Consider the following 25784-nt stretch of genomic DNA (forward strand, 5'->3'; position numbering starts at 1 on the left):
TGAGCGACGACCTTGATCGAGGTTGTTCGAAAACCGGGTCACCGCACCAGATCCCGGTCGGCGAGTGCCTGCACGCGGTCGAGGTCGGCGTCGATCTCCGCGGGCGGTGCCGCGTCCGGCAGCAGTTCTTCGATGTCGTGCAGCGGCCGGTACCGCAGGCCGAGCACGCCCCACACCACCAGTACGGCACCGGAGACCACCATCAGCGCGGCGAAACCGCCGAGCAGATCGGCGAGCGGTCCCGCGGTCAGGAACCCGAGCGGTTGCATGGCGGTGGCCAGCATGACGTTGATCGCGAGCACCCGGCCCTGCAGATGCTGGCCGACCTTCGTCTGGATGATCGACAGCCAGTGCGCGTTGCCGATGCTCATGCACGCCAGCCGCACGAACAGGCCGATCGCGACCACGAGCACCGAAGGCCACGCACCCATCAGCGCCACCCCGAGCCCGGAGCCGATGACGAACGCGATCATGCCGGTGGCCCGGCGCGTGGTGCCGCCCCAGGTGATCACGACGAGCGCGCCGACCGCCGCGCCGATCCCTCCGACGGCACTGACCACACCCAGTTCGCCCGTCGAGCCGATCGACAGGACCAGCGGGGTGAGCCCCACCCACATCACGGCGGTGAAGTAGTTGACCACCGCGAAATAACCGATCATCACCAGTAGCGGTCTGCGGCGCAGCACGAACTTCCAGCCGCCGGCGACCGCCCGAGTGAACGGTTCGACCCGGGTGAAGGACATCCGATCCGGGAACCGCACCAGCACCAGGGTGGTCACGCCGATCGCGAACGTGGCGACGTCGACCACGACGACCCCGGTCAGCCCGGACAGTCCCATGAGGACACCGCCGAGCACGGGCCCGAGTACGGTGCCGAGCCCGGCGCCCATGTCGGCGAGCGCGTTGGCCTGCGGCAGATACGGTTTCGGCACCAGCTGGGCGATCGCCGCCAGGTAGGCGGGCCGGTGGAACGCCGACGCCACCGACATGACCCCGACTATCAGGCACACCGCCGAGAGATCCAGCCGTCCCAAGGCGACCAGCACGGCGAGCACGGCCATCGCCGCGCCGCTCGTCAGGTCGCAGCACAGCATGATCCGCCTGCGGTCCACCCGGTCGGCGAGCGCGCCGCCGACCGGCGTCAGCAGCATGCTCGGCACGCGGGCGAGCAACACGACCAGCGCGAGGTCGATGACGCGCCCGCTGAGCTGGTACGCCCACACGCCGAGGGCGAACGCGCTCAGTTCGTTGCCGATCATCGAAACGGCTTGGCCACCCGCCACGGTGTAGAACGCGCGCAGCCCGCGCCGGGTCGCGGCCGCGGCGACCGGGACGTCGTCGACTGCGGGCGGCAGGTCACCGGCGGCCCAGCGGGACAGCCGGTCCCGCAGCAGTGCGGCGACCTCGGCGGCCTGGTGGCGCAGGAAGTAGTGCCCGGCCTTGGGCAGCACGGCCAGTTCGACGCGGCCGGCGAACACGCCCCACTCCCGGTACCGCTCCTGGTACAGCTCGGTCGCCGGGTCGCTCGACCCGGCCACGCACAGGATCGGCGCCGCGAGCCGGGTCCGTTGCCCGGCGTCCGGGTCGAGCGCGCGGCCGAACCAGGCCTGCGCCTGCCCGGCGTCGTGCCGCAGGGCGTGCAGCATCGCCGCGCTCGCGGCCTCGTCCATGTCGTCCGGCAAACCGCCGGTGGCCCGCAGGGTGTCCCGGTAGAGCCGGTCCGCCACCCAGCGTTCGCGCGGGAACCGGCGTTGGAGCCAGGCCGAAAGCCTCCCCGGCAGGCGTGCGGCGGGGAAACTGCCGGCGACGATCACCCCGGCGACGGCGCGGCCGTCGGCTTCGAGCCGCGCGGCGAGCGCGGTGGCCACCGCCGAGCCGACGCAGTGCCCGTACACCGCGACCGGACCCGTGACGGTCCGGCCGATCTCCTCGGCCAGCAGGTCCACGACCTCGTCGACGGTGCGGAACGCCTCGTCGGGCCGCGCCACGTCGTGGCCGGGCAGTTCGACGGCGAGCAGGTCGATCTCCGGTGCGGCGGCGGCGAGTTCGGTGGCCAAAGGCTGGAACACCGCGGCCGAGCCGCCGCCGTAGGGCACGCAGACGAGCGTCACGTCCGGTGTGCCCGTGCGGGTGGGGGAGAGCCGGTGCAGCAGGCGCCCGTCGTCGGTCTCCCGTCCGGCGTCGAGATGGGCGGCCAGTTCGCGGACGGTCGGATGCAGGAACAGGTCGATGACCCGGAGCCGCTCGTCGATCAGCCGGACCGCGCGGACCGCGGTGAACGAATGGCCGCCGAGCGCGAAGAAATCGTCGTCGGCGCGGACCTCGGACACGTCGAGCACCTGTGCCCACACCTGTGCGACGCGGTGCTCCGTCGGCGTTTCCGGCGCACGCGAACCCGTCACCGGCACGGGATTGGGCGCGGTGACCGGGTGGGACCCGGCGCGGGCCGGACCGACCGCGGCGACCCGCTGGTCCACATTGGACAGCAATCCGGTCAGAAGTGCCTGGAAATCGGCGACGATCTCTTCGGCGGTACCGGCGTCGAACAGGTCGGCCCGGTAGGCGAGGCCGCCGAGATAGGTGTCGCCGTCGTTGACCAGCACCAGGCTGAGGTCGAACTTCACCTGCTCGCCCGCGTCGCGGACGGCCGTCACCTCGACACCCGGGATGGCGGGCGGCGTCGCGGGCTGGTCGAGGACGTTCAGCAACACCTGGAAGATAGGCGTCGCGCCCACGGATCGTTCCGGCCGCAGCCGCTCGATGATCCGTTCGAGCGGTGTCTCGGCGTGCGCGAACGCGCCGAGCACGGTCTCGCGGGACCGGCCGAGCAACTCCCGCACGGTCGGGTCGCCGCCGAGATCCGTGCGCAGTACGAGCGTGTTGACGAAACAGCCCACCGTCGACTCGACGTCCGGGTGATGCCGTCCGGACTCCGGCACGCCGACCGCGACGTCGTCGGTCCCGGCACGGCGGCCGAGCAGTTCCTGCCAGCAGGCCAGCAACACCATGAACGGTGTCACGCCGGTCTCGGCCGCGACCTGCCGCACGCGTGCGGTGAGCGCGGCGGGCAGCGCGAACCGGACGTGCCCGCCGGACCATTCGGCCACCACCGGACGGGGCCGGTCGGTCGGCAAGGTGAGCAGCGGCGGCAGCCCGGAAAGGCGGTCGCACCACCAGTCCAGGTCCTCGTCGCGCGCACGGGCGGCCAGCCAGGCGGCGTAATCCGCGTACTGGACGGGCAGGGCCGCGTCCGGTGCCGATCCCGCGAGCCGGGCGGCGTACGCGTCGGCGAGGTCCGTCCCGATGACGCCGCGCGACCAGTTGTCGGTCGCGATGTGGTGCACGGTGAGTGCGAGGACGTGCTCGTCGCCGTCGATCCGGAACAGCGAGGCCCGCAGCGGCGGCTCCCGGTCGAGCGCGAACGGCCGGGCCAGTTCCGCCCGGTACGCCGCGTCCACCTCGTCGGCCGCGATGTCCACAATGGACACCGGAACGCGGTCGGCGGGCACCGGCACGGCCACCGGGGTGCCGTCCCGCTCCTCGATGACGGTGCGCAGGACGGTGTGCCGGGCGGCGACGTCCCGCACCGCGAGCGCCATCGCCGCCGCGTCCAGCGGCCCGCGCAGCCGCAGCACGAGATCGGCGTGATAGGCCGAGCCGGGGCCTAGTAGTTCGAGGAACCACAGCCGCGCTTGCGCGGACGACAGCGGAGCGGGTGCTTCGGGGTCCGGCCGCACGGGGATGGGCGCGCCGCCGGAAACGCCGTCCGGATCGGCGGCCAGCACGGCGGCGAGGTCGGCCAGCACCGGATGCTCGAACACCGTGCGCACGGCGACGTCGCGGCGCAGCGCCTCACCGAGGCGCCCCGCGACACGCACCGCGGCGAAGGAATGCCCTCCCGCGGCGAAGAAATCGTCGTCGGCGGAGAGGCCGTCGATCCCGAGCACGTCGCGCCAGATCCGCGCCACGAGCCGTTCGGCCGGGGTCGCCACCGGTCGCCGGGCGGCGGGTGCGCGCTCGGCCGCGTCGGGCAGTGCCGCCCGGTCGATCTTGCCGTTCGCGTTGAGCGGTAAGCGATCCAGGACCGTGAGCGAGGCGGGCACCAGGTAGTCCGGCAGGCGTTCCCGAAGCGTCCGGCGCACGGCCGTCACATCGAGCCCGGGCCCGACCAGCCAACCGGCCAGGCGCCGGTCGATGCCGGAGCCGACCGGCAGCACCACGGCCTCGGCGACACCGTCGATGTCGCGGAGGGCGGCGGTGACCTCGCCCAGTTCCACCCGGTGGCCGCGCACCTTCACCTGGTCGTCGGCACGGCCGAGGAACTGCACGGTGCCGTCGGCACGGACCCGCAACAGGTCGCCGCTGCGGAAGCAGCGCACGCCGGTGCCCAGCGGGTCGGGCACGAACCGGGCCGCGGTCTGCGTGTCGTCGCCGAGATAGCCGCGGGTGATCTGCGGCCCGCCGATCACCAGTTCGCCGGTCATACCGTCGGGCACGACCGCGCCGCGCGCGTCGACGAGATGACCGACGACCCCGGGCAGCGGCGTGCCGAGCGGGACGTATCCGGTGCGCTCGTGCGGCGGGACGGTCGCCACGTCGCACGTCATCGAGATCATCGTGCTCTCGGTGTGCCCGTAGTGGCTCTGCACCCGCAGGCCGGGGCGGGCCGCCTCGACACGTTCGACGAGTGACCACGGGCACGCCTCACCGGCGAGGATCAGCAGCCGATCCGGCAGCACGGCGGCCAGATCCCCGTGCCGGGCAAGGAGTTCCAGGTGACTGGGCACGCATTTGAGCACGTCGACCGGGTGCTCCGCCAGGTATCCGGCGAAGGATTCCGGGTCCATCGCGGTATCCCGCTCGACCAGGTGGACGGTGCCGCCGGTGGTCAGCGCGCCGTACACGCAGGTGAGGCCGAAGTCGGCCGCCGGGGTGGAGACGACCGCGAACGACGCGCCCGCCACGTCGCCGAGGCGGGGCAGCATGCCCGACAGGTAGTGCGCGACGTTGCGGTGCTCGACCGCGACCCCCTTCGGCGCACCGGTCGAACCGGACGTGAAGATCACGTGGATCAGGTCGTGCCCCGCGACCGGGATGTCCGGCCGGGTCCCGGGCTGACCCGCGACCGCGTCGTCGACGGTCAGCACGGTGACCTCGGGAACGGCGACGGCGAGACCGGGTTCGGCGAGCAGGATCCGCGCTCCCGCGGTGGCGAGGATGGTCGCCACCCGCGCCTGGGGATAGGTGGTGTCCATCGGCAGGTACGCGCCGCCGGACTTCATGATGCCCAGCACCGCGCACGCCACGTCCGTGCCCTGTTCGAGCAGCAGCCCGACCGGCTCGTCGGCGCGCACGCCGAGCGCCCGCAGCCGGTGCGCGATCCGGTTGGCGCGCTCGTCGAGCTGCCGGTAGGTGAGCGAGCCGGTCGCGCCGACGACGGCGATCCGGTCCGGGAAGCGGTCGGCGGCGGCCTCGATCAGGGTGTGCACGGGGCGGAGTCCGGTCCGCTCCGGTGCCGGCCCCGCCAGCGCCGGGGAGGTGACGACCTCGACGGGGACCTCGGCCACCGGCCGGTCGAGGTCCGCGGTGATCCCGTCGACGAGCGTGACGAACCAGCGGGCGATCCGTTCCGCGGTACCCCGGTCGAACAGGTCGGTGCGGTAGGCGAGCCCGCCCGAATAGCCGTCACCGGACCGGGACAGCGCGAGGCTGAGGTCGAACTTGACGCCGCGCACCGGCGGTTCGGTGACCCGGGTAGTCAGGCTGGGGAGTTCGGGCGCCCGCGACGGTTCGTCGAGCACGTTGAGCATGACCTGGAAGATCGGCGACGCGTCGAGCCCGCGCCGGGGCGCGACCCGCTCCACGATCCGCTCGAACGCCACGCCCGTATGCGCGAACGCGTCGAGCACCGTGTCCCGGGCGGCGGTGAGCAGCTCGCGGCCGGTGGTCGCCCCGGCGAGGTCGGTGCGGAGCACCAGCGTGTCGACGAAGCAGCCGACTACCCGTTCGGCGTCCGGGTGACGCCGCCCGGACTCGGGCACCCCGACCGGCACGTCAGTCGTCCCGGCCAGCCTGCCGAGCAGTGTCTGCCAGCACGCCAGGAACACCATGAACGGCGTGGCGCCGGTGGTGCGGGCGATCTCCCGCAGCCGCGCGGTGAGCACGGCGGGCACCTCGAGGGCGACCTCGGCGCCCTCGTCCCCGGCCACGGCCGGCCGGGGCCGGTCGGTCGGCAGCTCCAGCACCGGGGGCAGCCCGGCGAGCCGCTCGTGCCACCAGTCCAGGTCGGCCTCGGCGGTGTCCGGTCCGGAACCGTTCCACGCCACCAGATCCGCGTATTGGAGTGCCGGTGGCGGCGGTACGTCGCGGACCCCGAGGCGGGCCGCGTAGCAGACGGCGAGGTCGTCGAGCACGACCGCCGCCGACGGGGCGTCCATCGCGATGTGGTGGAACGTCAACGCCAGCACACGCCGGTCGGCGGTGACGCGGAACAACACCGCCCGCATCGGCGGCAGGTCACCGAGCGCGAACGGACGGATGGCCTCGGCGGCCACGGCGGCGTCGAGCTCGTCCGCCGTAATGTCCACAGTGGACACCGGGACGCCGGGGCCCGCGCATCGCATCGGCTCGCCGTCGATTTCCCGGTATACGCCGCGGAGCACGTCGTGGCGGTCGGCGACGTCACGGACCGCGGCGAGGAGCGCGGTCTCGTCGGCCGGTCCGGTCAGTTCGAGTACGAGCGGCAGATTGTAGGCGTGGCCGCCGGGTTCGAAACGGGCCAGGAACCACAATCTGGCCTGCGCGGACGACAGCGGCACCGGTGACCCGTCGCGAGGGAGCCGGGGGATGGCCGGCTCCGCGGCGGGCCCGCCGCCACGCAAGGCGGCGGCGGCGCGGCTGGCGAGCAGTTCGCGCATACGTCGTTGCGCGGGAGTGATCAGTGAATCGGTCATGCCGTGCTCTTCGCCGGGACGTCGATGGTGCCTTCGTCCGCCAGGGCGGTCATCGCGATCCGTTCCAGTTCCGCCGCGAAGTCCCGCAGCACCGGCCGGTCGAACAGGCACCGCACCGGGACGGGGAAACCGAGTGCCTCGCCGAGACGGCCGACGACCTTGGTCGCGGCGAGCGAATGTCCGCCGAGACCGAAGAAATCGTCCAGCGCGCCGACCCGCTCCCGGCCGAGCGCCTCGGCCCAGATCACCGCGACGAGTTCCTCGACCGCGGATTCCGGCTCGCTGTCCGGCTGCGCCGCCGCCGGAGCGGGCAGCGCGGCGCGGTCCACCTTTCCGGTCGCGGTGGCGGGGAACACGTCGAGCGGTACCCAGCGGTGAGGCACCGCGTAGTCGGGTAACCGGTCGCGCAGCACGGCCGCCACCGCGTCCGTGTCCACAGTGGACGGAGTGAGGTAGCCGACGAGATGCGGTTCGCCCTCCCCGGTACGCACCACGACCACCGCGCCGGTCACTCCGTCGACCGTGCGCAGCACGTGCTCCACCTCGCCGAGTTCGACCCGGTTGCCGCGGATCTTCACCTGGTGGTCGGCGCGGCCGTGGAACTCCAGCGCGCCGTCGGCGCGCCAGCGGACCAGGTCGCCGGTGCGGTAGGAACGGACCCCGTGCAACGGATCGGTGCCGAAGGCGGCCGCGGTCCGCTCCGGGCGGTCCCGGTAGCCCGGTGTCACACCGGCGCCGCCGATGGACAACTCGCCGACCGCGCCGGGAAGCGCGGTCTGGCCGAACGGGTCGACCACCGTGAGCAGGGTGCCGCCGAGCGGTCCGCCGATCGGTATCGGCCGGTCGGCCGCCAGATCGGTGACGGTCACCAGGTGGGTGGTCGCGGTGATGGTGGTCTCCGTGGGGCCGTAGCAGTTGCGCAGGCTCGCGACCCGCGCGGCGACCTGCCGCGCCAGTGCGACGTCGAGGGCTTCACCGCCGGAGAGCACGTGCAGTCCCGGCAGATCGGGAAGTCCGGCGGCGACGAGCATCCGCAAGGTGGTCGGTGTCGGGTTGAACCGGGTCGCGCCGGTCGAGACGAGCCGCCGGACCAGCGCGTGCCCGTCGACGGCACAGTCCCGGTCGGCGATCGCGCAGTGCGCGCCCGCGGTCAGCGTCGTCCAGATCTCGCCGGTGGCCGTGTCGAACGCGAGCGGTGCGACCGCGAGCCACGTGTCGGACGGCCGGACGCCGGTGACCTCACGGAAGGCGTGGACCAGCGCGGCGAGGTTCCGGTGCGTGACCGCGACGCCCTTCGGCCTGCCCGTCGAACCGGAGGTGTAGAGGACGTAGGCGAGGTCGTCCTGGCCCGGCTCCCGCAGCGGGAGAGTGTTCGTGACGGGAACGTCGAGGTCGACGATGGTCAGGTTCGGCAGCGCGGCGCGGGCCGCGTCCAGCGCTTGGCCGCGGGCGGCGACGACGCGGATCCCGGCGTCGGCGGCGAGCGCCGCGATCCGGTCCGCGGGCTGGCCGGGGTCCAGCGGGAGATACGCGCCACCCGCCCGCCACACCGCGAGCAGCCCGGCGGGCAGGTATTCGTCGCGGGGCAGGCATACGCCGACCACCTCGCCGGTGGCGACACCCGCGGCGAGCAGAGCGCGGGCGCCCTGTGCCGACCAGGCTGCCAGGTCCGCGTAGGACAGCCGGCCGGTAGGCGATGACGTCGCCATCGCGCCGTGCTGCTGGGCGAGCACGTCGGTGACCACGGTCCGGGTGGCGGGCGACGGTTTCCCGGTTCCCCAGGTGAGCAGCGCGGCACGTTCCGCGTCGTTCAGGATGTCCAGTGTGGACAGTGCGGCGCCGGGATCGGCGGTGAGGCGGTCCACGAGGGAGCCGTACCAGCGGGCCCAGCGTTCGACCGTGTCCCGGTCGAACAGGCCGGTGCGGAACACGAGCCTGCCCGTGTAACCGTCACCGGTTTCGGCGAGGTCCAGGTTCAGGTCGTAGAGCGCGGTGGCGACCGGTTGCGGCAGCACCGTCACGGCCAGGTCGCCGAGGGTCGCGGCCGCCTGCTCGTCGAGGACGTTCATCATCACCTGGCACACCGGGGTGCTCGCCGGGTCCCGCTCCGGCGCGAGCCGCCGCACGACCTCGTCGAACGGCACGTCGGCGTGCGCGAACGCGTCGAGCACCGCGTCGCGGGTCCTGGCCACGAGGTCGCGGCCCGAGCGGACGTCGGATCCCAGATCGGCACGGACGGCCACGGTGTCGACGAAGAAGCCGACCATTTCCGCCAGCTCGGCGGTGCGGCGTCCACTGTGCGGCACAGCGACGGCGAGGTCCCGTACCCCGGCCAGCCGGGCGAGCAGCAGTTGCCAGGCAGCGAGCAGGACCGTGAACGGGGTGGTCCCGGCTGTACGCGCCAGTGCCCGGACTCGTTCCGTGACGTCCGCGGGCAGCCGGAGCGGGACCTCGTCGGCCGTCCGGTCCGCGACGGCGGGGCGGGGCCGGTCGGCGGGCAACCGCAACGCGGGCAGATCCGCGAGCCGCCGCTCCCACCAGTCGAGTCCGGCGGCGCGGTCCTGCTCGCGTTCCCGTGCGGCGTGGGCGGCGTACTGGACCGAGGGTGGCGGGCCGCCGGGTTCCGTGCGGTACCACGTGTCCATTTCGGACAGCAGGAGCCGTTGGGAGGTCGCGTCGGTGGCGATGTGGTGGCAGGTGAGGGCCAGCACGTGGTGATCCGGGGCGAGCCGGAAGAGGACCACGCGCAGCGGCGGCGCGGCGTCCAGCGCGAACGGCCGCCGGATCTCCGCCGTCACCGCCGCGGCCAGGTCGGGTTCGCGAACGTCCACTGTGGACATCGGAACGGCGTCGACCGGCCCGAGGAGCGCGACCGGCTCCCCGTCGATCTCGGTGAACCGGCTGCGCAGCACGTGGTGGCGCGCCGCGAGCGTGCGGATCGCGCGGAACAGCCGCGGCTCGTCCAGTGCTCCCAGGATCCGCAGCACGGTAGGGGAGTTGTAGGCGGCGCTGCCCGGGTCGAGCTTCGCCGCGAACCACAGCATGCGCTGCGCAGGCGACAGCGGAGCGGGTGCGGCCGGATCCTCACGGGCGACGAGCGGGCGGTCGGCTTCCTCGCCGACCTGTGCGGTGAAGTCGGCGAGCACCGGGTGGTCGAACAACGTGCGGACGGTGATCCGGCGTCCCAGCCTGGCGTGCAGGAGACCGACCACCCGGGTCGCCGCCAGCGACCGGCCGCCGAGGGCGAAGAAGTCGCTGTCCGGGCCGATTTCCCCGTCGAGTTCGAGACAATCCCGCCACACCCGCGCGACCGACGCCTCGGCCTCCGACAGCGGCGCGACCGTGCCCGGACGGGCGACGGACGACGGCGGTAGCGCGCGCCGGTCGAGTTTGCCGTTGGGCAGCAAGGGGAGCGCGTCCAAGGCACACCACGAAGTCGGCACCATGTAGGCGGGCAGCAGCCGCCGAAGCCGTCGCTCGACGGCCGCCGCGTCGACGGTCGCGGGAGTGAGGTAGCCGATCACGTGCGCGTCCACGCCGTCCGCGGCCACCGTCACCGCCGCGTCGTCCACATCGGACAGTCCACGCAGGACGGACTCGATCTCGCCAGGCTCGAACCGGTTGCCGCGCACCTTCACCTGGTCGTCGGCGCGGCCGAGGAACTCCAGTGTCGCCTCGGGACGCCAGCGGACCAGGTCACCAGTGCGGTAGCAGCGTTCGCCCGGCCGCACCGGGTCGGTGACGAACGCGGACCCGGTCAGCTCGGGCCGCGCCCGATAGCCGGTCGCCACGCCGGTGCCGCCGATCCACAGCTCACCGATCGCGCCGGGCGGCGCGAGCCTGCCCGCCTCGTCCAGCACGTACAGCCGGGCGCCCGGCGTCGGCGAACCGATCGGGACCCGCTCGCGGTCGTGCTCGGTGACCCGGTGCGCGGTCGCCGAGACCGTGGTCTCCGTCGGGCCATAGCCGTTCCACAGCTCGCCGACCAGCGGACGGGCCCGCGCGGCGAGATCCGGGTCGAGCACCTCGCCGCCGAGCAGCAGCCGCAATTCGGGGTCACCGGTCCAGCCCGCGGCGAGCAGCATCCGCAGGCTCGTGGGGGTCAGATCGACGACCGTGACACCGCTCTCGGCGATCCGCCGCGCGAGCTCGTGGCCGTCGACGGCGGTGTCGCGGTCGGCGACGACACAGCGCGCGCCGGTGGTGAGCGGCCACCACAGTTCCTCGGCGGACACGTCGAAGGCGAGCGGCGCGACCGCGAGCATCGCGTCGTCCCGCGTCATACCCGGGAGGAGTCCCCGGGAACGGATGAACGCGTGCAGGTTCGCGTGGCTGATCTCGACGCCCTTGGGCCGCCCGGTCGACCCCGAGGTGTACAGCACGTAGGCGAGGGCGTCGCCGTCCGGCAGCACCGGCTCGAAGGACGCCCCATCGGCGCTGTCGGCACTGATCACGCGCAGGCCAGGCACGGCGTCGGCGACCTCGGCCGCCATCGGTTCGGCGCCGCCACGGGTGAGCACGACACGCAGCCCCGCCTCATCGGCGAGCTGGGCAAGCCTGGCGACAGGCTGTCCGGTGTCGAGCGGCAGATACCCCGCACCCGCCCGCCACACGGCGAGCAGCGCGGCGGGAAGGAACTCGTCGCGCGGCAGGCACACCCCGACCGTGTCACCCGCCGTCACCCCGGACGCGGCGAGCACGCGCGCGATCCGGTCCGCGTGCCCCACCAGTTCCGCGTACGTCAGCTGCCCGCCCTCCGACGACACCGCGACCGCGTCCGGTGTCCGCGACGCGGCGCGCCACACCGCGTCCGGCACGCCGCTCGCGTCGTCGGCGGGCAGCGCGGGACCGGTGCCCCACCTCGTCAGCTCGGCGAGTTCGCCGTCCGACGCCACTGCCAGCTCGGAGAGGGCGGTGTCCGGTGTGGACACCGCGATGTGCAGAAAACGCAGCAGGGAACGGGAGAACCAGCGGGCGCGGTCGGGGGCGAGCCACGACGGGTCGTGCTCGACGATCAGCTCGGTGCCGTCGGCGTGGGTGTTCACGAACACCGTCAGCGGGTTGTGGCTGCCGCCGGTCGGCAGCTCGCCGAGCAGGTCGAGCCGCGTGCCCGGACCGTGGACCGACAGCGGGAGACCGTCCGGCTGCACCGCGATCGACACGGGTGTGAGCGGTACCCCGGCAGGCCGGTCGCCGCCCCACAGCCCGGCGAGTTCACCGCTGGGCAGCCCACGATGGTCGATGGCGCGCGCCGCCGTGGTCATGGCCGCGCGCAGCAGATCGCGGAACGACGTGCCCGCGTCGAGCCGCAACCGCACCGGCAGGACGTCGACCAGCGGCCCGACGGTGTGTTCGAGCTCGGGCCGGTCCCGGTGCGCGGCCGCCATCCCCAGCAGCACGTCCCGGCCCCGCACCAGTTCGCCGACCAGCAGCCCCAGCGCCGACAGGTACACCGCGAACGGCGTCACCCCGGTCGATTCGGCCAGCGCCCGCACCGCCGATCCCAGCGACTCGGGCAACGGCGTGCTGATCCGTTCCCCGCCGAAGCGCCGCCGGCCGTGTGCGGCGCGGTCGAACAGGGCATCCGGCGGGTTCGCGCCCGCCAGCTCTTCCGACCAGTACGCCGCCAGTCGGTCCCGTTCACCGGGCACCCGCGCGAGCGCGCGTTCCCGCGATGCCACCGCGCCTACCTGCGCGAAGGAAGGCGCGGGTGCGCCGGCCAGTTCCGCCATGAGCACGCCGATGGACGCACCGTCGGTGGCGATGTGGTCGGACACGACGACCAGGTCGGCCACATCGTCGGCGAGGCGGAGCAGCGTGATCCGCAGGAGTGGCGTGTCGCCCGTGAGGTCGAAAGCGTGCCGGGCGGCGGCCGCGGCCAGTTCCCCGGCCCGGTGGTCCGCGTCGGCGAGTCCGCGCAGGTCGTGTACGTCCACCGGAACCCGCACGGGCGGGCCCACCACCATGACCGGTTCGCCGTCGTGGTCGCCGATCGTGCCGCGCAGCACCTCGTGCCGGGCGACGAGCCCGTCCGCGGCGGCCCGCAGCGCGGGCACCGAGACCCGGCCGCGCAGCCGAAGCCGCCAGGCGACGGTCGTCGCGGTGCCGGTCGAACCGAGCTGGGCGAGCGTCCACAGATCCCGCTGGGTGCCGGTCAAGGGAAAGGTCCCCGGGTTTTCGCCCAGCGGCAAGGAAGGCGCCGCGACCGGGGCGTCCGCGAGCCGCCGCGCGACCGCCGCCACCGTGCCGTCGGAGAGGAATTCGGCCAGCGTCACCACCCGGCCGGTCTCTTCCCGCAGTCGTGCGACCGCCCGCGCCGCGGCCAGTGAATGCCCGCCCGACTCGGAAAACCGGTCGTGCGCACCGATCCCCGGCAGCCCGAACGCGGCCGCGACCGCCTCGGCGACCAGCCGCTCCGTCTCGGTGCCCGGGGCGACGTACTCGACGTCCTCGCGGTCGAACACCCACGCCGCCAGCGCGGTCCGGTCCGCCTTCCCGGTCGTGCCGAGCGGGATCGCGTCGAGTACGGCGATCCGTGACGGCACCAGATGCGCGGGCAGCCGCGATCGCAGCCACCGCAACAGTTCCGGCTCGGACACCGGGGCACCGGCCGGTTCGGCGAACCCGACGAGCCTGCGTTCCCCGTGCTCGTCGGCGGGCGCGAGCACCACCGCGTTGCCGACGGCCGGGTGGGTGAGGAGCGCCGCCTGGACCTGTCCCGGTTCGATGCGGAAACCCCGCACCTTCACCTGGTCGTCGGCGCGGCCGACGAAATGGTGCACGCCGTCGCGGGCCCGGACCAGGTCACCGGTGCGGTAGTGCCGGACACCGCCGGAGTCGACCACGAACTTCTCGGCGGTCAGCTCCGGCTGCCCCAGATATCCCCGGGTCACGAGTGCCCCGCTGACCCACAGTTCGCCGACCTCGTCGTCGCCGAGCACGCGACCGTCGGCGTCCCGCACCGAGAACGCGGCGCCGGGCAGCGCGGTGCCGATCGGCGGGTCGTCCGGTTCGTCCCGGCCGACCTCGTGGCACGAGCAGTTCACCGTCGCCTCGGTCGGTCCGTAGCAGTTCACGATCCGCCGTACGCCCTCGTTGGCGTAGAGGCGGTCGACCAGGGACCGGTGCAGTGCCTCGCCCGCGATCGCGACGGTCCGCACCGAACGCGGCAGCGGGGTGCGCGCCAGCACCGCCAGTACGGACGGCACGCCCTGCACGAACGTCACCTCGTCCCGTGCGGCCAGCCCGGGCAGAGCGAGCAGGTTCTCGGCGAGCACCAGGCTCCCGCCGGTCACCAGGGGCGGGAAGATCTCGGCGACGGACGCGTCGAAGCACACCGACGCGGCGCCGAGCACGCCCCGCAGTTCGTCGTCGGTGTAGGTCGCGGCCGCCCACGCCAGCAACGCGAGCACGTTGCGATGCTCGACCTGGACGCCTTTCGGCCTGCCGGTGGAGCCGGACGTGTAGATCACGTACGCGAGATCCGTGCCGGAACCCGGGACGGCGGGGGCGGTCGTGGGTGCGGAGACGACGTCCCCGACGGCCAGCACCGGCACGTCGGCGTCCGCGAGCGCGGCCGCATCCGGTTCGTCCGCCACCACCAGCGACAGCCCGGAGTCCGCGACGACCGACGCGCCGTGGGCCGGGGGAGCGGCCGGGTCCAGCGGCACGTACGCGCAGCCCGCCTTCAGGATCCCCAGCAGGGCGGGTACCAGCCACCGGCCGCGGCGCAGGCAGACGCCGACGAGGTCACCCCGGGCCACCCCACGACGAAGCAGCGTGTGCGCGACGGTGTTCGCGATCTCGTCCAGCCGGGCGTAGCTCAGCCGCTCGTCGCCCGCGACGAGCGCACAGCGGTGTGGTGTTCTTTTCGCCTGCGCCTCGAACGCCTCGTGTACCCGCAACCGCTGAATCCCCTCGTGACCCGGCCGGAGTTGGCCGACCTCGGCAGATTGAACTTCCGGGACGGCGTCCGGACCAGGAAACCCGACCGGAAACTGCGCGGTCGGTAAGTTCCGGTCACGAAGGAACCATCGCGATGCCCATCGCCTCGTAGAGCGACTGCGCGCGTTCGCGGTACGGCCTGGCCTTGTCCGGAGCACCGACCTCGTCGTGGGCCGCGGCGATCCCGGTCAGCGCGCGGGCCTCCTCGTGCGGTTCGGAGGTGAGCCGGGCGAGACCGGCGGCCCGCGTGTAGTGCGCGAGTGCGGCCTGCCGGTCGCCGCACGCCAGCGCGCTGTCGGCGAGCCCGTTGTGCACGAGGGTCTCCAACGGCTGGATGCCCGTCGCCACCGCGATCTCGAGCGCGGCTTCCTGGTGCGTGCGTGCCGTTGCCGCGTCACCCTGCCGGAGGTGCACCAGCCCGAGATAGGCGAGTGCGTACCCTTCGGCCTCCCGGTGACCCTCGGCCCGGCTGACCGTCAACGACCGGTCGAGGTGATCGCGGGCCTCCGTCCACCGGCCCTGCGCGCGGTACACGTCCCCGAGGTTGTGCAGCGCGATCGCCTCACTCAGCCGGTCGCCGATGCTTTGGGCGTTGGTCAGGCACTGCCGGTAGCAGTCGAGCGCGGCGTCGAGGTCGCCACGGCGTTCGTGGACGAAGCCGAGGTTGGACAGCGCGCGCCCCTCGTTGAGGCGGTCGCCGGTCTCCCGGGAGACCGTGACCGCCCTGCTCAAGTGGTCCGCCGCGTCGGCGTAGCGGCCCAGCTGCCCGTACACGGTGCCGAGGATGTTCAGCGCGCGGCCGGTGACGACCGGGCTGCCGTCGACGTCGAGGCAGCGGGTCAGATGCGTCACCGCCTCGTCGAAATGGCCGAGCCTGGCACAGATCGAGGCCAGGTCGACGAGCGCCTGCTGGATGCCGATGGCGTCACCGGCCCGTTGCGCTTCGGCGAGCGCGAGACGGTGCAGTGTGCGAAGCGCGCCGTAGTGACCGTGCACCCGCAGCACCTGCCACAGCACGGTCGAGAGGTCGCGGGCATAGGCGCCGCCGTCGGCCGACGACTGCTCCGCGATGGCGATCAAGGTGGGCAGTTCCGCCGCCAGCCAGGTCGCCGCGTCTTCGGCGCCGGTGAAGTGGACGTTCTCGGCGATCGGGGTGAGCAACGGTCTTCGGTTGGGATCGCCCGCCCCCATCGACGCGGCCGCGTCGGCCGCCCAGGCCACATAGTGCTCGGCGAGGCGCCGCCGGGCCGCCGATCTCCGCTGCGCCGGTTCCTCGTCGGCGCGGCCCCGCGCGTAGTCGCGCACCAGGTCGTGGAATTCGAACCGGCCGTCCGCGCGGTGCGCGAGCAGCAGGTGGCTGTCGAGGAGCGCGTCGAGGAGCCTGCCGGTCTCCGGCGGATCAGTGCCCAGCAGTGCCGCCGCGGCGGCGATGTCCCAGTGCGGGCCGGGGTGGAGCCCGAGCAGGCGCAGGCCCGAGGCGACGTCGCCGGGCAGCGCGTCATAGGACCAGGACAACACGGAGGGCAGGGAGGTGGTCTTCTCTTCGGTGGTCAGTGCGGCCAGCCGGTCCCCGGCCGACCGCATCGAGGACGCCACGTTCGCCAGATTCCGGTGGTGCGCGAGCCGTTCGCCGACGATGCGCAGGGCGAGCGGCAGGCCGCCGCATCCGGACACCATGTCGGCGAGCGCGGTGCGGTCGGCGAATCTTCGTCCGTTGCCCGCCAACCGGTCGAGCAAGGAGAAGGACTCCTGCTCGGTCAGCAGCGGCACCGGCACCCGGTGCGCGTCGGCGCTGATCGTCAGCCCGTGCAGGGCCGCGCGGCTCGTCACCACCACCGCGCAGCCCGCGTGGCCGGGCAGCAGCGGGCGGACCTGGTCCGCCGAACGGGCGTTGTCCAGCACGATGAGCACCGAACGCCCGGCCAGCACACTGCGCAGCGACGCGGCCCGGTCGTCGAGGTCGGCGGGCACGTCCGCCACCGGCACGCCGAGCGCCCGCAGGAACGACCGCAGCACCTCGCCCGGATCGGCGGGCGCCCCCGGCCCGTACCCACGCAGGTTCGCGAACAACTGCCCGTCGGGGAAGTCCTGCTTGACCCGCTGCGCCCACTGCACGGCCAACGAGGTCTTGCCGACCCCGGCCATGCCCTCCAGCACCGCCACGACGACCCCCGCGCCTGCCCTCTCGCCGCGGATGGCGTCGAGCGCGTCGATCTCCCGCTGCCGCCCGATGAACGACGTGATCCCCGAAGGCAGTTGCGCGGGCACCGAAACGACCGGTGTTCTCGCAGGTGACACCGCGTCCGGGCAGTAGTGCCGCACGAACCGGCTCGCCTGCTCGCCCTGGAGACCCAGCCCCAGCGCCAGCGCCTCCACCGAATGGCGCCGCGGCCGGGCGACCCGGCCGCGCTCGATGTTGCTGATGCTCCGCACCGTCAACCCGGTGCGCTCCGCCAGCTCCTCTTGCGTGAGAACGGCGTCCCGTCGTGCCTCACCCAGCAGTGAACTCGCCCCACGGTCCATTTCGCGGATGTTAGAGCGGGTGCGACGCCGAAAACGGTGTTTCGGCCACGACTTTGATCGAAATTGGTCGAAAACGGGTCATCGCCGCTCTCGACGGATGGTTCACACCGGTCCCTCGCGGTGTGTCCCCGGCGCGGGCGTGCCGGTGGCCGATCGCGCCGCTCGTTCGAAGTCGGCGCGGGCCTGGCCGGACAGGCCGAGCCCGGCCGCGATGAGCCGGACCGTGTCGCGGCGGGGCCTGCAGACCCGGCCGTTTTCGAGGTCTCTGATCGCCCGGACGCTGACGGTGGAGCGGGCGGCGAGAAGCCGCTGGGTGGTGCCGAGGCTGTGCCGATGGCTCCGCAGCAAGCTGCCGAACCGGGCCGGCCCCTCGTCCGCCGGGCTCATCGGCTCCGGCGCAGGGGCGGCGTCGGCCATCCTCACGAGGTATCGGGGCAGGGTCGGTCCTGTGTGAACACCTTGAGTCACTGGCGTCCTCCGCTTCGCTCAGCGATGCCGCATCATGGTCGGCAGGCGGCGGGGGAGGGACAACCGGAAACTTCACCGAAGAATTGCCGGTTCACCGGGTGAGCCCGTTCGGCTCGGGTAGAGCAGAACGGGCTCGACGGCGTTATCCGCAGCAGATGTTGTAGCCGTGGTTCCGCCAGAACATCGAGGGGCTCGGGTTGTCGAGAACCGGGTCGCCGGTGCTGTCCGACGCGCTCTCGTGCCTGCCCGGCCGGTACTCGACATGCGTGTGCGCGGAGCTGGCGCCGCGGTACTCCTCCGTGCCGATCTGCTGGCCGCGGCTGACGAATTCACCGACCGCGAGCCCGTTCGACGGGTTGAGATGCAAGTAGATGATGGTGAAATCCTGATCACGGTTGTAGATCGCCAACGTGGACAGGCCTCCGCTGCCGTTGCTGCCCTCGGTCTTCCTGATGACGTAGCCCTGGGTCATCGAGAACACGGAAGCACCGAAGCCGCGGGCGAAGTCGATCCCTTCATGCCTGCCCGACGTGCTCACGTAGCCGTCGAAATAGGAGCTGATACGGCCGGCATCACTGTGGTAGAGCCCGGTTTCCAGCCAGTCGTTGCCAACCAGGCCGAGCAGGTGCCCGGCGTTTTCGTTGTACGTCGAGGTCAAGTTTCCTTTGACGCCATGCGTGAACGAGTCGATCGGGCCCGTCCAGCCGTTCTTGAAGAACACGGTGACGACCGCGTCCCGGCGGTTCCACACCGAGGCCGCGTTGCCCTTCACACACAGGCCCTTCCCGGCGCCCGCGCCGAGGAAGTGGTAGCAGTCGGAACCCGTGCCGTAGTTGCCGACGGACGCGTCGAAATCGCTGACCGATCCCTGTTGATTGCTGTTGTAGTACAGGCAGAACTCACCGTCTTCGCAGACGCCGTTCCGTGCCGTCGCGGCTTGCGCCGACGGGGTGACCACGAGAGTGCCGCTCAAGGCCAGTGCCACGCCGAACAGGATGACCATCAATCTTCTCAACGACGTTCCCTTCTCGTCGAATGCGGCGAATCAGCCAGTGCGGGACGCTACGGACGGGATCGGCGCCAGGGAAGCCGTAACGGGAAAACTGCCGCTCGTCCGGGACGAGCGGGATGGCCGTCCGGTTTGCCGGGAGGTGAAGGAAAGGTGACGTGTTGCGAAAGCCACTTTCGCAACACGAACTGAAGGCTTGGCTTCGAGATGACGCCGGACACCGCTGATGAGGGATCCGGCGCGCCGGGCTTGCCTGTCAAGGTCGGCTGCCCACAAGGAAACCGGCCCTCGTCGCAGCATGCGCTGGACCTTTCGACTGCGAAGGCGGACCGCCGCCGAAGCGGCCTGTCCTAAGTAGACTCAAAGAACGCCATCAGCGCTCAGGCTCCCGGTACTTCCGACTGAACCGGACACCGTTGAACGTGTGGGTGCAGCACGGACAGCTCGGCTCCAGATCGTCGGCACCCAGCTCGGGGGCGACGGCCCGTAGCCGGTTCTCGTCGTCCACGTAGAGGCCGCTGTAGTAACTGGCCTCCCCGATCCGCACGTAGTCGCGTCGTTCGTGCGGCTGCCGGGCGACGAGCCAGTGGATCGGGTCGGGGGAGTCGAGCCGGGCGGCGGCTTCGTCGCGCACCCCGTCCCAGTCCTCGCCGAGCTTGCCGAGCAGAAACCGGAACAACGGCGTGTAGTCCAGGCCCCGGCGTGCCCGCCGTCCCATCGGCCCGCGCGTCAGGTCGGAAGAGGTTTCGCTCTTCGTGGTGCGCCGATGCCGGTAGTCCCCGCCGTGGTCGTGGTGAACGTGTCTGGCCCTGGTATTCACGCGACGGTAAAGTGGCTCCTTCATCGCGCCTGCTTTCCTTGTCGAAGTCCTCGGCGGCTTCAAGACTATCGCCGTCCCCGCATCTTCTCGATTCTTTTGCGGCCCATACGAAGAATTGACGCGTTTACGCGGCCGGGTGCGGTTGTGGTGTGATTGGCCCTTGCGTTCGTCGCCCGCTAACGGTGTTCGTCCGGTGGATGGGATGCCGATGTCAAAGGGGTGGGACTGACGCTTCGCAATCGATCGATTACCTAGTGCCAATAGGGACAATGGTGTCCGGGCAACGGACGCGGAGTAGGTGGACGGCGGCCTTGTTCCCGCTTTGGAGACGAGGCCTCTTCCTGCTGTTCGCCACGTGTTCGAGGTGGATATTTTCCGGAGTTGATCCGTTCAGGTGATACGCGGACACGTGCTGATCACTCGTGTTAGCCTGCCGCTGGTTGCTCGCGAGGGTCTGGCGTTTCGGATGTGAAGTCCGCGTCATCTGGGGACGCGAAACAACTGTGGTGCAGCATTTCCTTCTTCGCTGCGGGTCGCCGTCGACCCGTGGGTGTCAAGTGGTCCTGGGGGTCGGGTGAAAGCGATTCATGGTTTCGTCAAGACCATTGCCGGTGAGCGGAAACTACGTCGCGGCCTGCGTAAAGAATTGGTCAAGGTCGGGATCGAGGGGCCGGTCGAAATGGCCGAACTCTGCCGCCGCATCGGGGAAAGCCGAGGTCGGCCGATCAAACTCGTCGCGTTCCCGATGGAGGTTCCCGGCCCGTGTGGAGCGTGGCTGAGCGCGTCTTCCGGCGACTACATCGTCTTCCAGTCGGAGACCACCCGGATACACCAAGAGCACATCATCGCGCATGAGCTGGGGCATATCCTCTCCGGACATCGGGCGGAACCGGACGAAGAGGAAATATGGTCCCGGTTCATGCCCGACCTCGATCCGGGGGTAATTCGGAGGCTGTTGAAAAGAACGCAGTACGACTCGGTCCGGGAGCGGGAGGCCGAGACGATCGCCACCCTCCTGCTCGAACGTTCCCTGGTCGTCCGGCTGCTCGACGAGCCGGGTTCGTCGCGGACCAGGCGGATGCGGCACGTCCTCGGCGAGGCGCGGGGCTGGCTGTGAGCCTGGCCAAGGAATTCGTGATCGCGGCGCTGGTGTGGTTCTCCTACCGGCTGGCGCGATCGCCGCGCGACCCGGCGATCTGGGCGCTGGTCGGCTGCCTGGTGCTGCGGTTGCTGACCGCGCCTTCGAGCATGGTGGCGCTGCACGAGTTCACCGGAGGGACGCTCGACGTCGACACCTTCCGCCTGGTCCAGACGGTCGTGCTCGACGCCAGCCTGTTCTTCCTGCTGGTCTTCTTCCTGCTCTCCGCGGGCGGCTCGCGGCGGCGGGTGGCCCTCGACGCCTGGTTGCTGCTACTGGTCTGCGCGGCCCTGGCGGTGGCCATGTTCGTGGTCCCGGCCGCGTCCCGCGAGCAGGCCTTCGGTGTCGGCGCGGCGCTGCCGGCGGTCGTGACGGAGCCGGGGGTGGCGCTCTTCTTCCTGGTCGACGCGGCGTACGGCACCTACACGACCGTGCAGGCTGCGAGCTGGGCGCTGCGTGACGCCGTGGAAACCCCGCTCCGGGTCCGCTGGGGGCTGCGGATCGCCGCCTGCGGCCTGATCACGCTCGCGGTGACCTCGGTCGCGCGGTTCGGCACGATCCTGGTGCGCTGGTCCGGCGGCGACGTGCCGTCGTCCCTGCCGGTCGCGACGGCCGTGCTGGTCCACGTGGGAATCATCCTGTTCATGGCCGGGATCACCCTGGTCGGGCTGCTCGCCGTGCTCGCCGCCGTCAGGCTGTGGCTGCGGCACCGGCGGCGGTACGAGGATCTGCGACCGCTGTGGGGGCACCTGCACGACGTGTTCCCCGGTGACGCGCTGTACGCCGGGCAGCGCGGCGGATGGCTGGAGGAACTCGCGTTCTGGCGGATGCATCGCCGGTACTGGCGAAGGGTCGTCGAGATCCGTGACGGACTGGTCCGGCTGAGCCCATACCTGGCCGACTGCGGTTTCGTCGAAGGCAGGGAGCGGGTTTCGCCCGAGGTCTTCCGCGAGGCACTGGCCAGGTTGCGGTCGGGGGAGCGGCCGACCTCGCGTACCGCGGTGGCGGTGGCGCGCCCCGAGGGGCAGGACGTCGAGGCCGACGTCGGGGAGCTCGTCACGCTGTCGAAGACGCTGCGCGCCTGATCGTCCGTTTTTTCCTCAGTTGTACGGAACCGGGAGGGATCCATTCACGTCAGTTGATGAAAGGGAGGTGGGCACCTATACTCCGGTACTCGGGGGGACCTGCACCGCCATATGGCAGCGCGGCACGGGTTCGTGAGGAACTCGGCAGTGTTCTTGGGAGGCAGCATGTCCCGGCAGGACGGACCAGGCCGGAGCCTGGCCGAAAAACTCGACCATCTGTTCGCGCACGTCACCCGGCGCAACGGCACCGAGTTCACGTACGAAGAGGTCGCGTCCGCGATCACCGCCGAGGGTGTGACGATCTCCCAGAGCTACGTCTGGCAGCTGCGCAAGGGAAAGAAGGACAACCCGACGCTCAAGCACCTGCAAGGGCTGGCGGATTTCTTCGGTGTCCCGGTCACGTACTTCTTCAACGAGGACGTGAGCGACCGGGTGGACCGGCAGCTGGAGTACCTGCGCGCGGAACAGGCGCGGTTGCGTGAGCTGGCCGAAACCGACGAGGTCCGCCTGATGGCCATGCGCGCGGGCGAGTTGACGACCGATCGCCGCGAACTGGTGAAGAACCTCCTCGACGTGGTCTGGCGGGATCAGCAGGCCATGCGAGAGCGTGGGTCCAAACAGGACTGACGCCTCCGGCGACGCCGGTTGTGCTTGTCGTGCCTGGGTTTTCGCTTCGTCCACAGTGGTCATCCACTGAGGAAAACGGACTAACCTCTCATATGTTCTCTTGGGTCGACACGATAGGGTGACGTCCTCTAGGCTCCTCGGCAAGAGATCCTGCGTGGAACGGACGACGTCGGTCCGCCGCCGGACTCCACATTGCGGGTTTGCCATGGGGGCGACGAAGAATGCACGTGAAATCAGTGATCAGAGTGGACGGCGACGTCCGCGCGAGGGCGTATCCCCGCGCGGAGCTGCTGGTCCTGCGAGACTTCTTGACGGAATCCGAACAGGGAAACGCCGTCGCGGCGGTGGTCACCGGAACCGCCGCGAGCGGGAAAAGTGAACTTCTGCACGCATTCGCGCAACAATGCGCTGAAGCGGAAGCAACGGTGATGAGCGCGCTTTGCGTGGAAGCGGAGAAGGATCTCCCGTTCACCGCGCTGTTCCAGCTTTTCCGTGGCCCGGCACTGTCCGGAGATCTGCGCGCGAAGGCCGCGGACCTGCTGACGCGGGCCGAACGGACCGGGCTGACCGGGCGGCCCAGCACACATCTCATGCTCGACCTGCTGGAGCTCGTGCGCGAGCTCGCCGCGCACCGTCCGGTCGTGGTCCTGGTCGACGACTTCCACCATGTGGACACCCCGTCGTTGCACTGGCTGATGTTCCTCATGCGCCGCATGCGCACGATGAACGTGCTCGTCGTGCTGACGGAGTCGTTGTCCGCCAAGCAGACGTTGCCCTTGCTGGGCGCCGAGTACCTCCGGCTCCCGCACTGCCGCCGGATCCGGCTGAAGCCGCTGGGCCGCGACGAGGTGGCCCGGTTCGTCCCGCCCGGCCAGGACGACACCCTGGTGAAGGGCCTGCACGAGCTCAGCGGCGGGAATCCGTTGCTGGCTCAGGCACTCCTCGAAGATCTCCGTGCCTCGGGCGTACCCCTCGCGCCCGAGACCCGGCCGATCCCCGGCGATCACTACTGCCAGGCGGTGGCGGCGTGTCTCCAGCGCGGCGACCAGGACACCCGGACCCTCGCCGGTGTCCTCGCGGTGCTGGGTAAAGGGGAAACGGTCTGCCTCGCCGTCCGGGTGACCGGGATGGACCAGCGCACCGCCGGCCGTGCGATCGCCCTCCTGCACCAGGTCGGCCTGCTCGACGCGGGCCGGTTCCGGCATCCGATGACGGTGACCGCGGTGCTGGCCGACGTCCCGGTCGCGGAACGCGCGCGACTGCACGAGCGCGCCGCGGTGCTCCTGCATCACGACGGCGCCGGCGCGCTCGACGTGGCCCGCCACCTCGTCGCCGCCGACCGGGCCGACCGGCCGTGGGCGGTGCCCGTGCTGCGCACCGCGGCCGAACTGGCCAAAGTGGACAACCGGACCTCGTTCGCGGTCCAATGCCTGAAACTGGCCTGCCGGTCGTGCGGCGACGAAGCGCTCGAGGTCGAGATGGTGACCCAGCTCGCCGGCCTGGAATGGCGGAACAACCCGGCCATCGGCGCCGTGCACACGGACCACCTCTACGAGATCTTCCTCGCCGGGCAGCTCCCGGTGCGGGCCGCCGCCATCCTGGTGCGGTTCCTGCTGTGGCACGGCCGCACCGCGGAAGCGGGTGAGGTGCTCGACAAGCTCGCCGTCATGGAGCCTTCGGCCGACGATCGCACCGAGGCGGAACTGCGCATCACCCGGCTGTTCATTCTCTGTTCCTATCCCGTTCTGCGCGACAAGCTGCCTGCCCCGGCCGCGAAGGACCGCGTTCCCGCGCAATCCTTCGACCCCAACGTGCAGGCGGCGATGGCGCTGAGCCGGATCGTCACGAACGGCCCCGACGACGACGCGATCGCTTCGGCTGAGAACGTGCTGAAGAGCATCCAGCTCGGCGACACGATGGTCGAATCCGTGCGCAGCGCGCTGTTCGCGCTCATCTACGCCGACCGGCTGGACAAGGCGGTGCCGTGGTGCGAGCTGCTGCAGCAGGAGGCCGCCGACTGCGACGCGCCCAGCTGGCAGGCCGTGTTCGCCGCGGCCAGGGCGGAAATGGCGCTGCGCCAGGGAGATCTGGTGACGGCGGAGAAGCAGGCCAAGGCGGCCTTGACGTTCATCACGCCGCAGAGCTGGGGCGTGGCCGTCGGAGTCCCGCTGGCGACGCTGTGCCTCGCCGCCGTCGGGATGGGCAAGTTCGAGGAGGCGGCGTCGCATATCAACCAGCCGGTGCCGGCCTCGATGCTGCAAACCCGGTTCGGCCTGCACTACCTGCGCGCCCGCGGCAGGCTCTACCTGGAGACCGACCGGGTGCACGCCGCGCTCGGCGACTTCGTCCTGTGCGGGGAACTCAGCAAGAGCTGGGATTTCGACCTGCCGGTGCTGGTGCCCTGGCGCGGCGACACGGCCGAGGCGTACCTCCGGCTCGGCATGCCGGAGAAGGCGAAGTCCCTGCTGGACGAGCAGCTCGCGAAGCTCGCCGGCTCGACGTCTCATGTGCGGGGAATCTCGTTGCGGCTCAAGGCCAAGATCGCCGAACCGCAGAAGCGCCCGGAATTGCTGCGTGAAGCGGTGAAGATCTTCCAGGCGGGCGGTATCCGCCTCGAACTCGCCCGCGCGCTCGGCGATCTCAGCCGCGCGCACTACACGCTGGCCGAGTCGGGTCGCGCGCGCACGGTGGCCCGGCAGGCGTGGCATATCGCGAAGGGTTGCCACGCCGACGTGATCTGCCGGGATCTGCGTCTCGACGGGACAGGCGACGAGGGAAAGCCGGCGTCCACCGCGGCGGAGATCGCCGCGTCGGGCGTCGAACGCGAGCTCATCGAGTCGCTGAGCGAGGCCGAGCGACGGGTCGCCGGGCTGGCCTCCCTCGGGCACACGAACCGGGCGATCGCGAGCAAGCTCTACATCACGGTGAGCACGGTCGAACAGCATCTCACCCGCGTCTATCGCAAACTGGACGTCAACCGGCGCCGGGATCTCCCGTCGTGGCTCCAGGTTTCGGTCGTCAACAGCGCCTGACCGAAAGAACCCGGCGGGTCGCGTCGTAGCTCTCAAGTCACGCATGTCGGTGGTCGTGAGTGGCGATTCGGGTTAGAACCACCCAAATCACTCACGACCCTCGCGCGAAGCGGCCAATCGGGCATTTGGCGAGGATCGTGGTCGATCTCCGGCTCGCGAAACGACGAAGGTCTCCTTACCCGGCT

10 protein-coding genes are annotated in these 25784 nt (G+C 71.3%); 4 read left to right on the forward strand and 6 right to left on the reverse strand.

Annotated elements, in window-relative coordinates; genetic code table 11:
* Nucleotides 1–38: 38 nt before the first annotated feature.
* From AORI_RS55585 to AORI_RS55610, 6 genes are all read right to left on the reverse strand, one after another.
* Nucleotides 39–6953, reverse strand: coding sequence for a non-ribosomal peptide synthetase/MFS transporter (locus tag AORI_RS55585; protein WP_016333274.1), 6915 nt, complete (start codon nt 6951–6953; stop codon nt 39–41).
* Nucleotides 6950–14857: a non-ribosomal peptide synthetase gene (locus tag AORI_RS55590; protein WP_016333275.1), complete on the reverse strand. Its 7908-nt coding sequence runs from the start codon at nt 14855–14857 to the stop codon at nt 6950–6952. Before AORI_RS55590 ends, AORI_RS55585 begins: the two co-directional genes overlap by 4 nt.
* Before the next feature lie 115 nt (nt 14858–14972).
* Nucleotides 14973–17420 (reverse strand): ATP-binding protein, encoded by a 2448-nt coding sequence (locus tag AORI_RS55595; RefSeq protein WP_016333276.1) that lies wholly within the window; start codon nt 17418–17420, stop codon nt 14973–14975.
* Between the two features lie 102 nt (nt 17421–17522).
* Entirely contained in the window at nt 17523–17837 is a 315-nt protein-coding gene (locus AORI_RS55600) for a helix-turn-helix domain-containing protein (RefSeq protein ID WP_016333277.1), read from the reverse strand.
* A 193-nt stretch (nt 17838–18030) separates the two neighbouring features.
* Nucleotides 18031–18903 (reverse strand): peptidoglycan DD-metalloendopeptidase family protein, encoded by an 873-nt coding sequence (locus tag AORI_RS55605; protein ID WP_200870970.1) that lies wholly within the window; start codon nt 18901–18903, stop codon nt 18031–18033.
* Between the two features lie 367 nt (nt 18904–19270).
* Entirely contained in the window at nt 19271–19741 is a 471-nt protein-coding gene (locus AORI_RS55610; protein ID WP_016333279.1) for a hypothetical protein, read from the reverse strand.
* 550 nt (nt 19742–20291) lie between these two features.
* Here AORI_RS55610 and AORI_RS55615 point away from each other — a divergent pair.
* The 4 genes from AORI_RS55615 (at nt 20292) to AORI_RS55630 (ending at nt 25599) form a co-directional block, all read left to right on the forward strand.
* On the forward strand, nt 20292–20834 hold the full coding sequence (locus AORI_RS55615; protein WP_016333280.1) for a hypothetical protein: 543 nt from the start codon (nt 20292–20294) through the stop codon (nt 20832–20834).
* Nucleotides 20831–21940, forward strand: coding sequence for an MAB_1171c family putative transporter (locus AORI_RS55620; RefSeq protein WP_016333281.1), 1110 nt, complete (start codon nt 20831–20833; stop codon nt 21938–21940). Before AORI_RS55615 ends, AORI_RS55620 begins: the two co-directional genes overlap by 4 nt.
* 165 nt (nt 21941–22105) lie before the next feature.
* Entirely contained in the window at nt 22106–22567 is a 462-nt protein-coding gene (locus AORI_RS55625) for a helix-turn-helix domain-containing protein (RefSeq protein WP_043848035.1), read from the forward strand.
* 227 nt (nt 22568–22794) lie between these two features.
* On the forward strand, nt 22795–25599 hold the full coding sequence (locus tag AORI_RS55630; protein ID WP_158509125.1) for an ATP-binding protein: 2805 nt from the start codon (nt 22795–22797) through the stop codon (nt 25597–25599).
* The last annotated feature ends 185 nt before the right edge of the window (nt 25600–25784 follow it).

This window comes from Amycolatopsis keratiniphila (assembly GCF_000400635.2).
Classification (GTDB): Bacteria; Actinomycetota; Actinomycetes; order Mycobacteriales; family Pseudonocardiaceae; genus Amycolatopsis; species Amycolatopsis keratiniphila.

Coding starts and splice junctions, on each gene's coding strand:
- AORI_RS55600 (WP_016333277.1), bottom strand. CDS start 17,837: ATGGCCGACGCCGCCCCTGCGCCGGAGCCGATGAGCCCGGCGGACGAG.
- AORI_RS55610 (WP_016333279.1), bottom strand. CDS start 19,741: ATGAAGGAGCCACTTTACCGTCGCGTGAATACCAGGGCCAGACACGTT.
- AORI_RS55625 (WP_043848035.1), top strand. CDS start 22,106: ATGTCCCGGCAGGACGGACCAGGCCGGAGCCTGGCCGAAAAACTCGAC.
- AORI_RS55595 (WP_016333276.1), bottom strand. CDS start 17,420: ATGGACCGTGGGGCGAGTTCACTGCTGGGTGAGGCACGACGGGACGCC.
- AORI_RS55585 (WP_016333274.1), bottom strand. CDS start 6,953: ATGACCGATTCACTGATCACTCCCGCGCAACGACGTATGCGCGAACTG.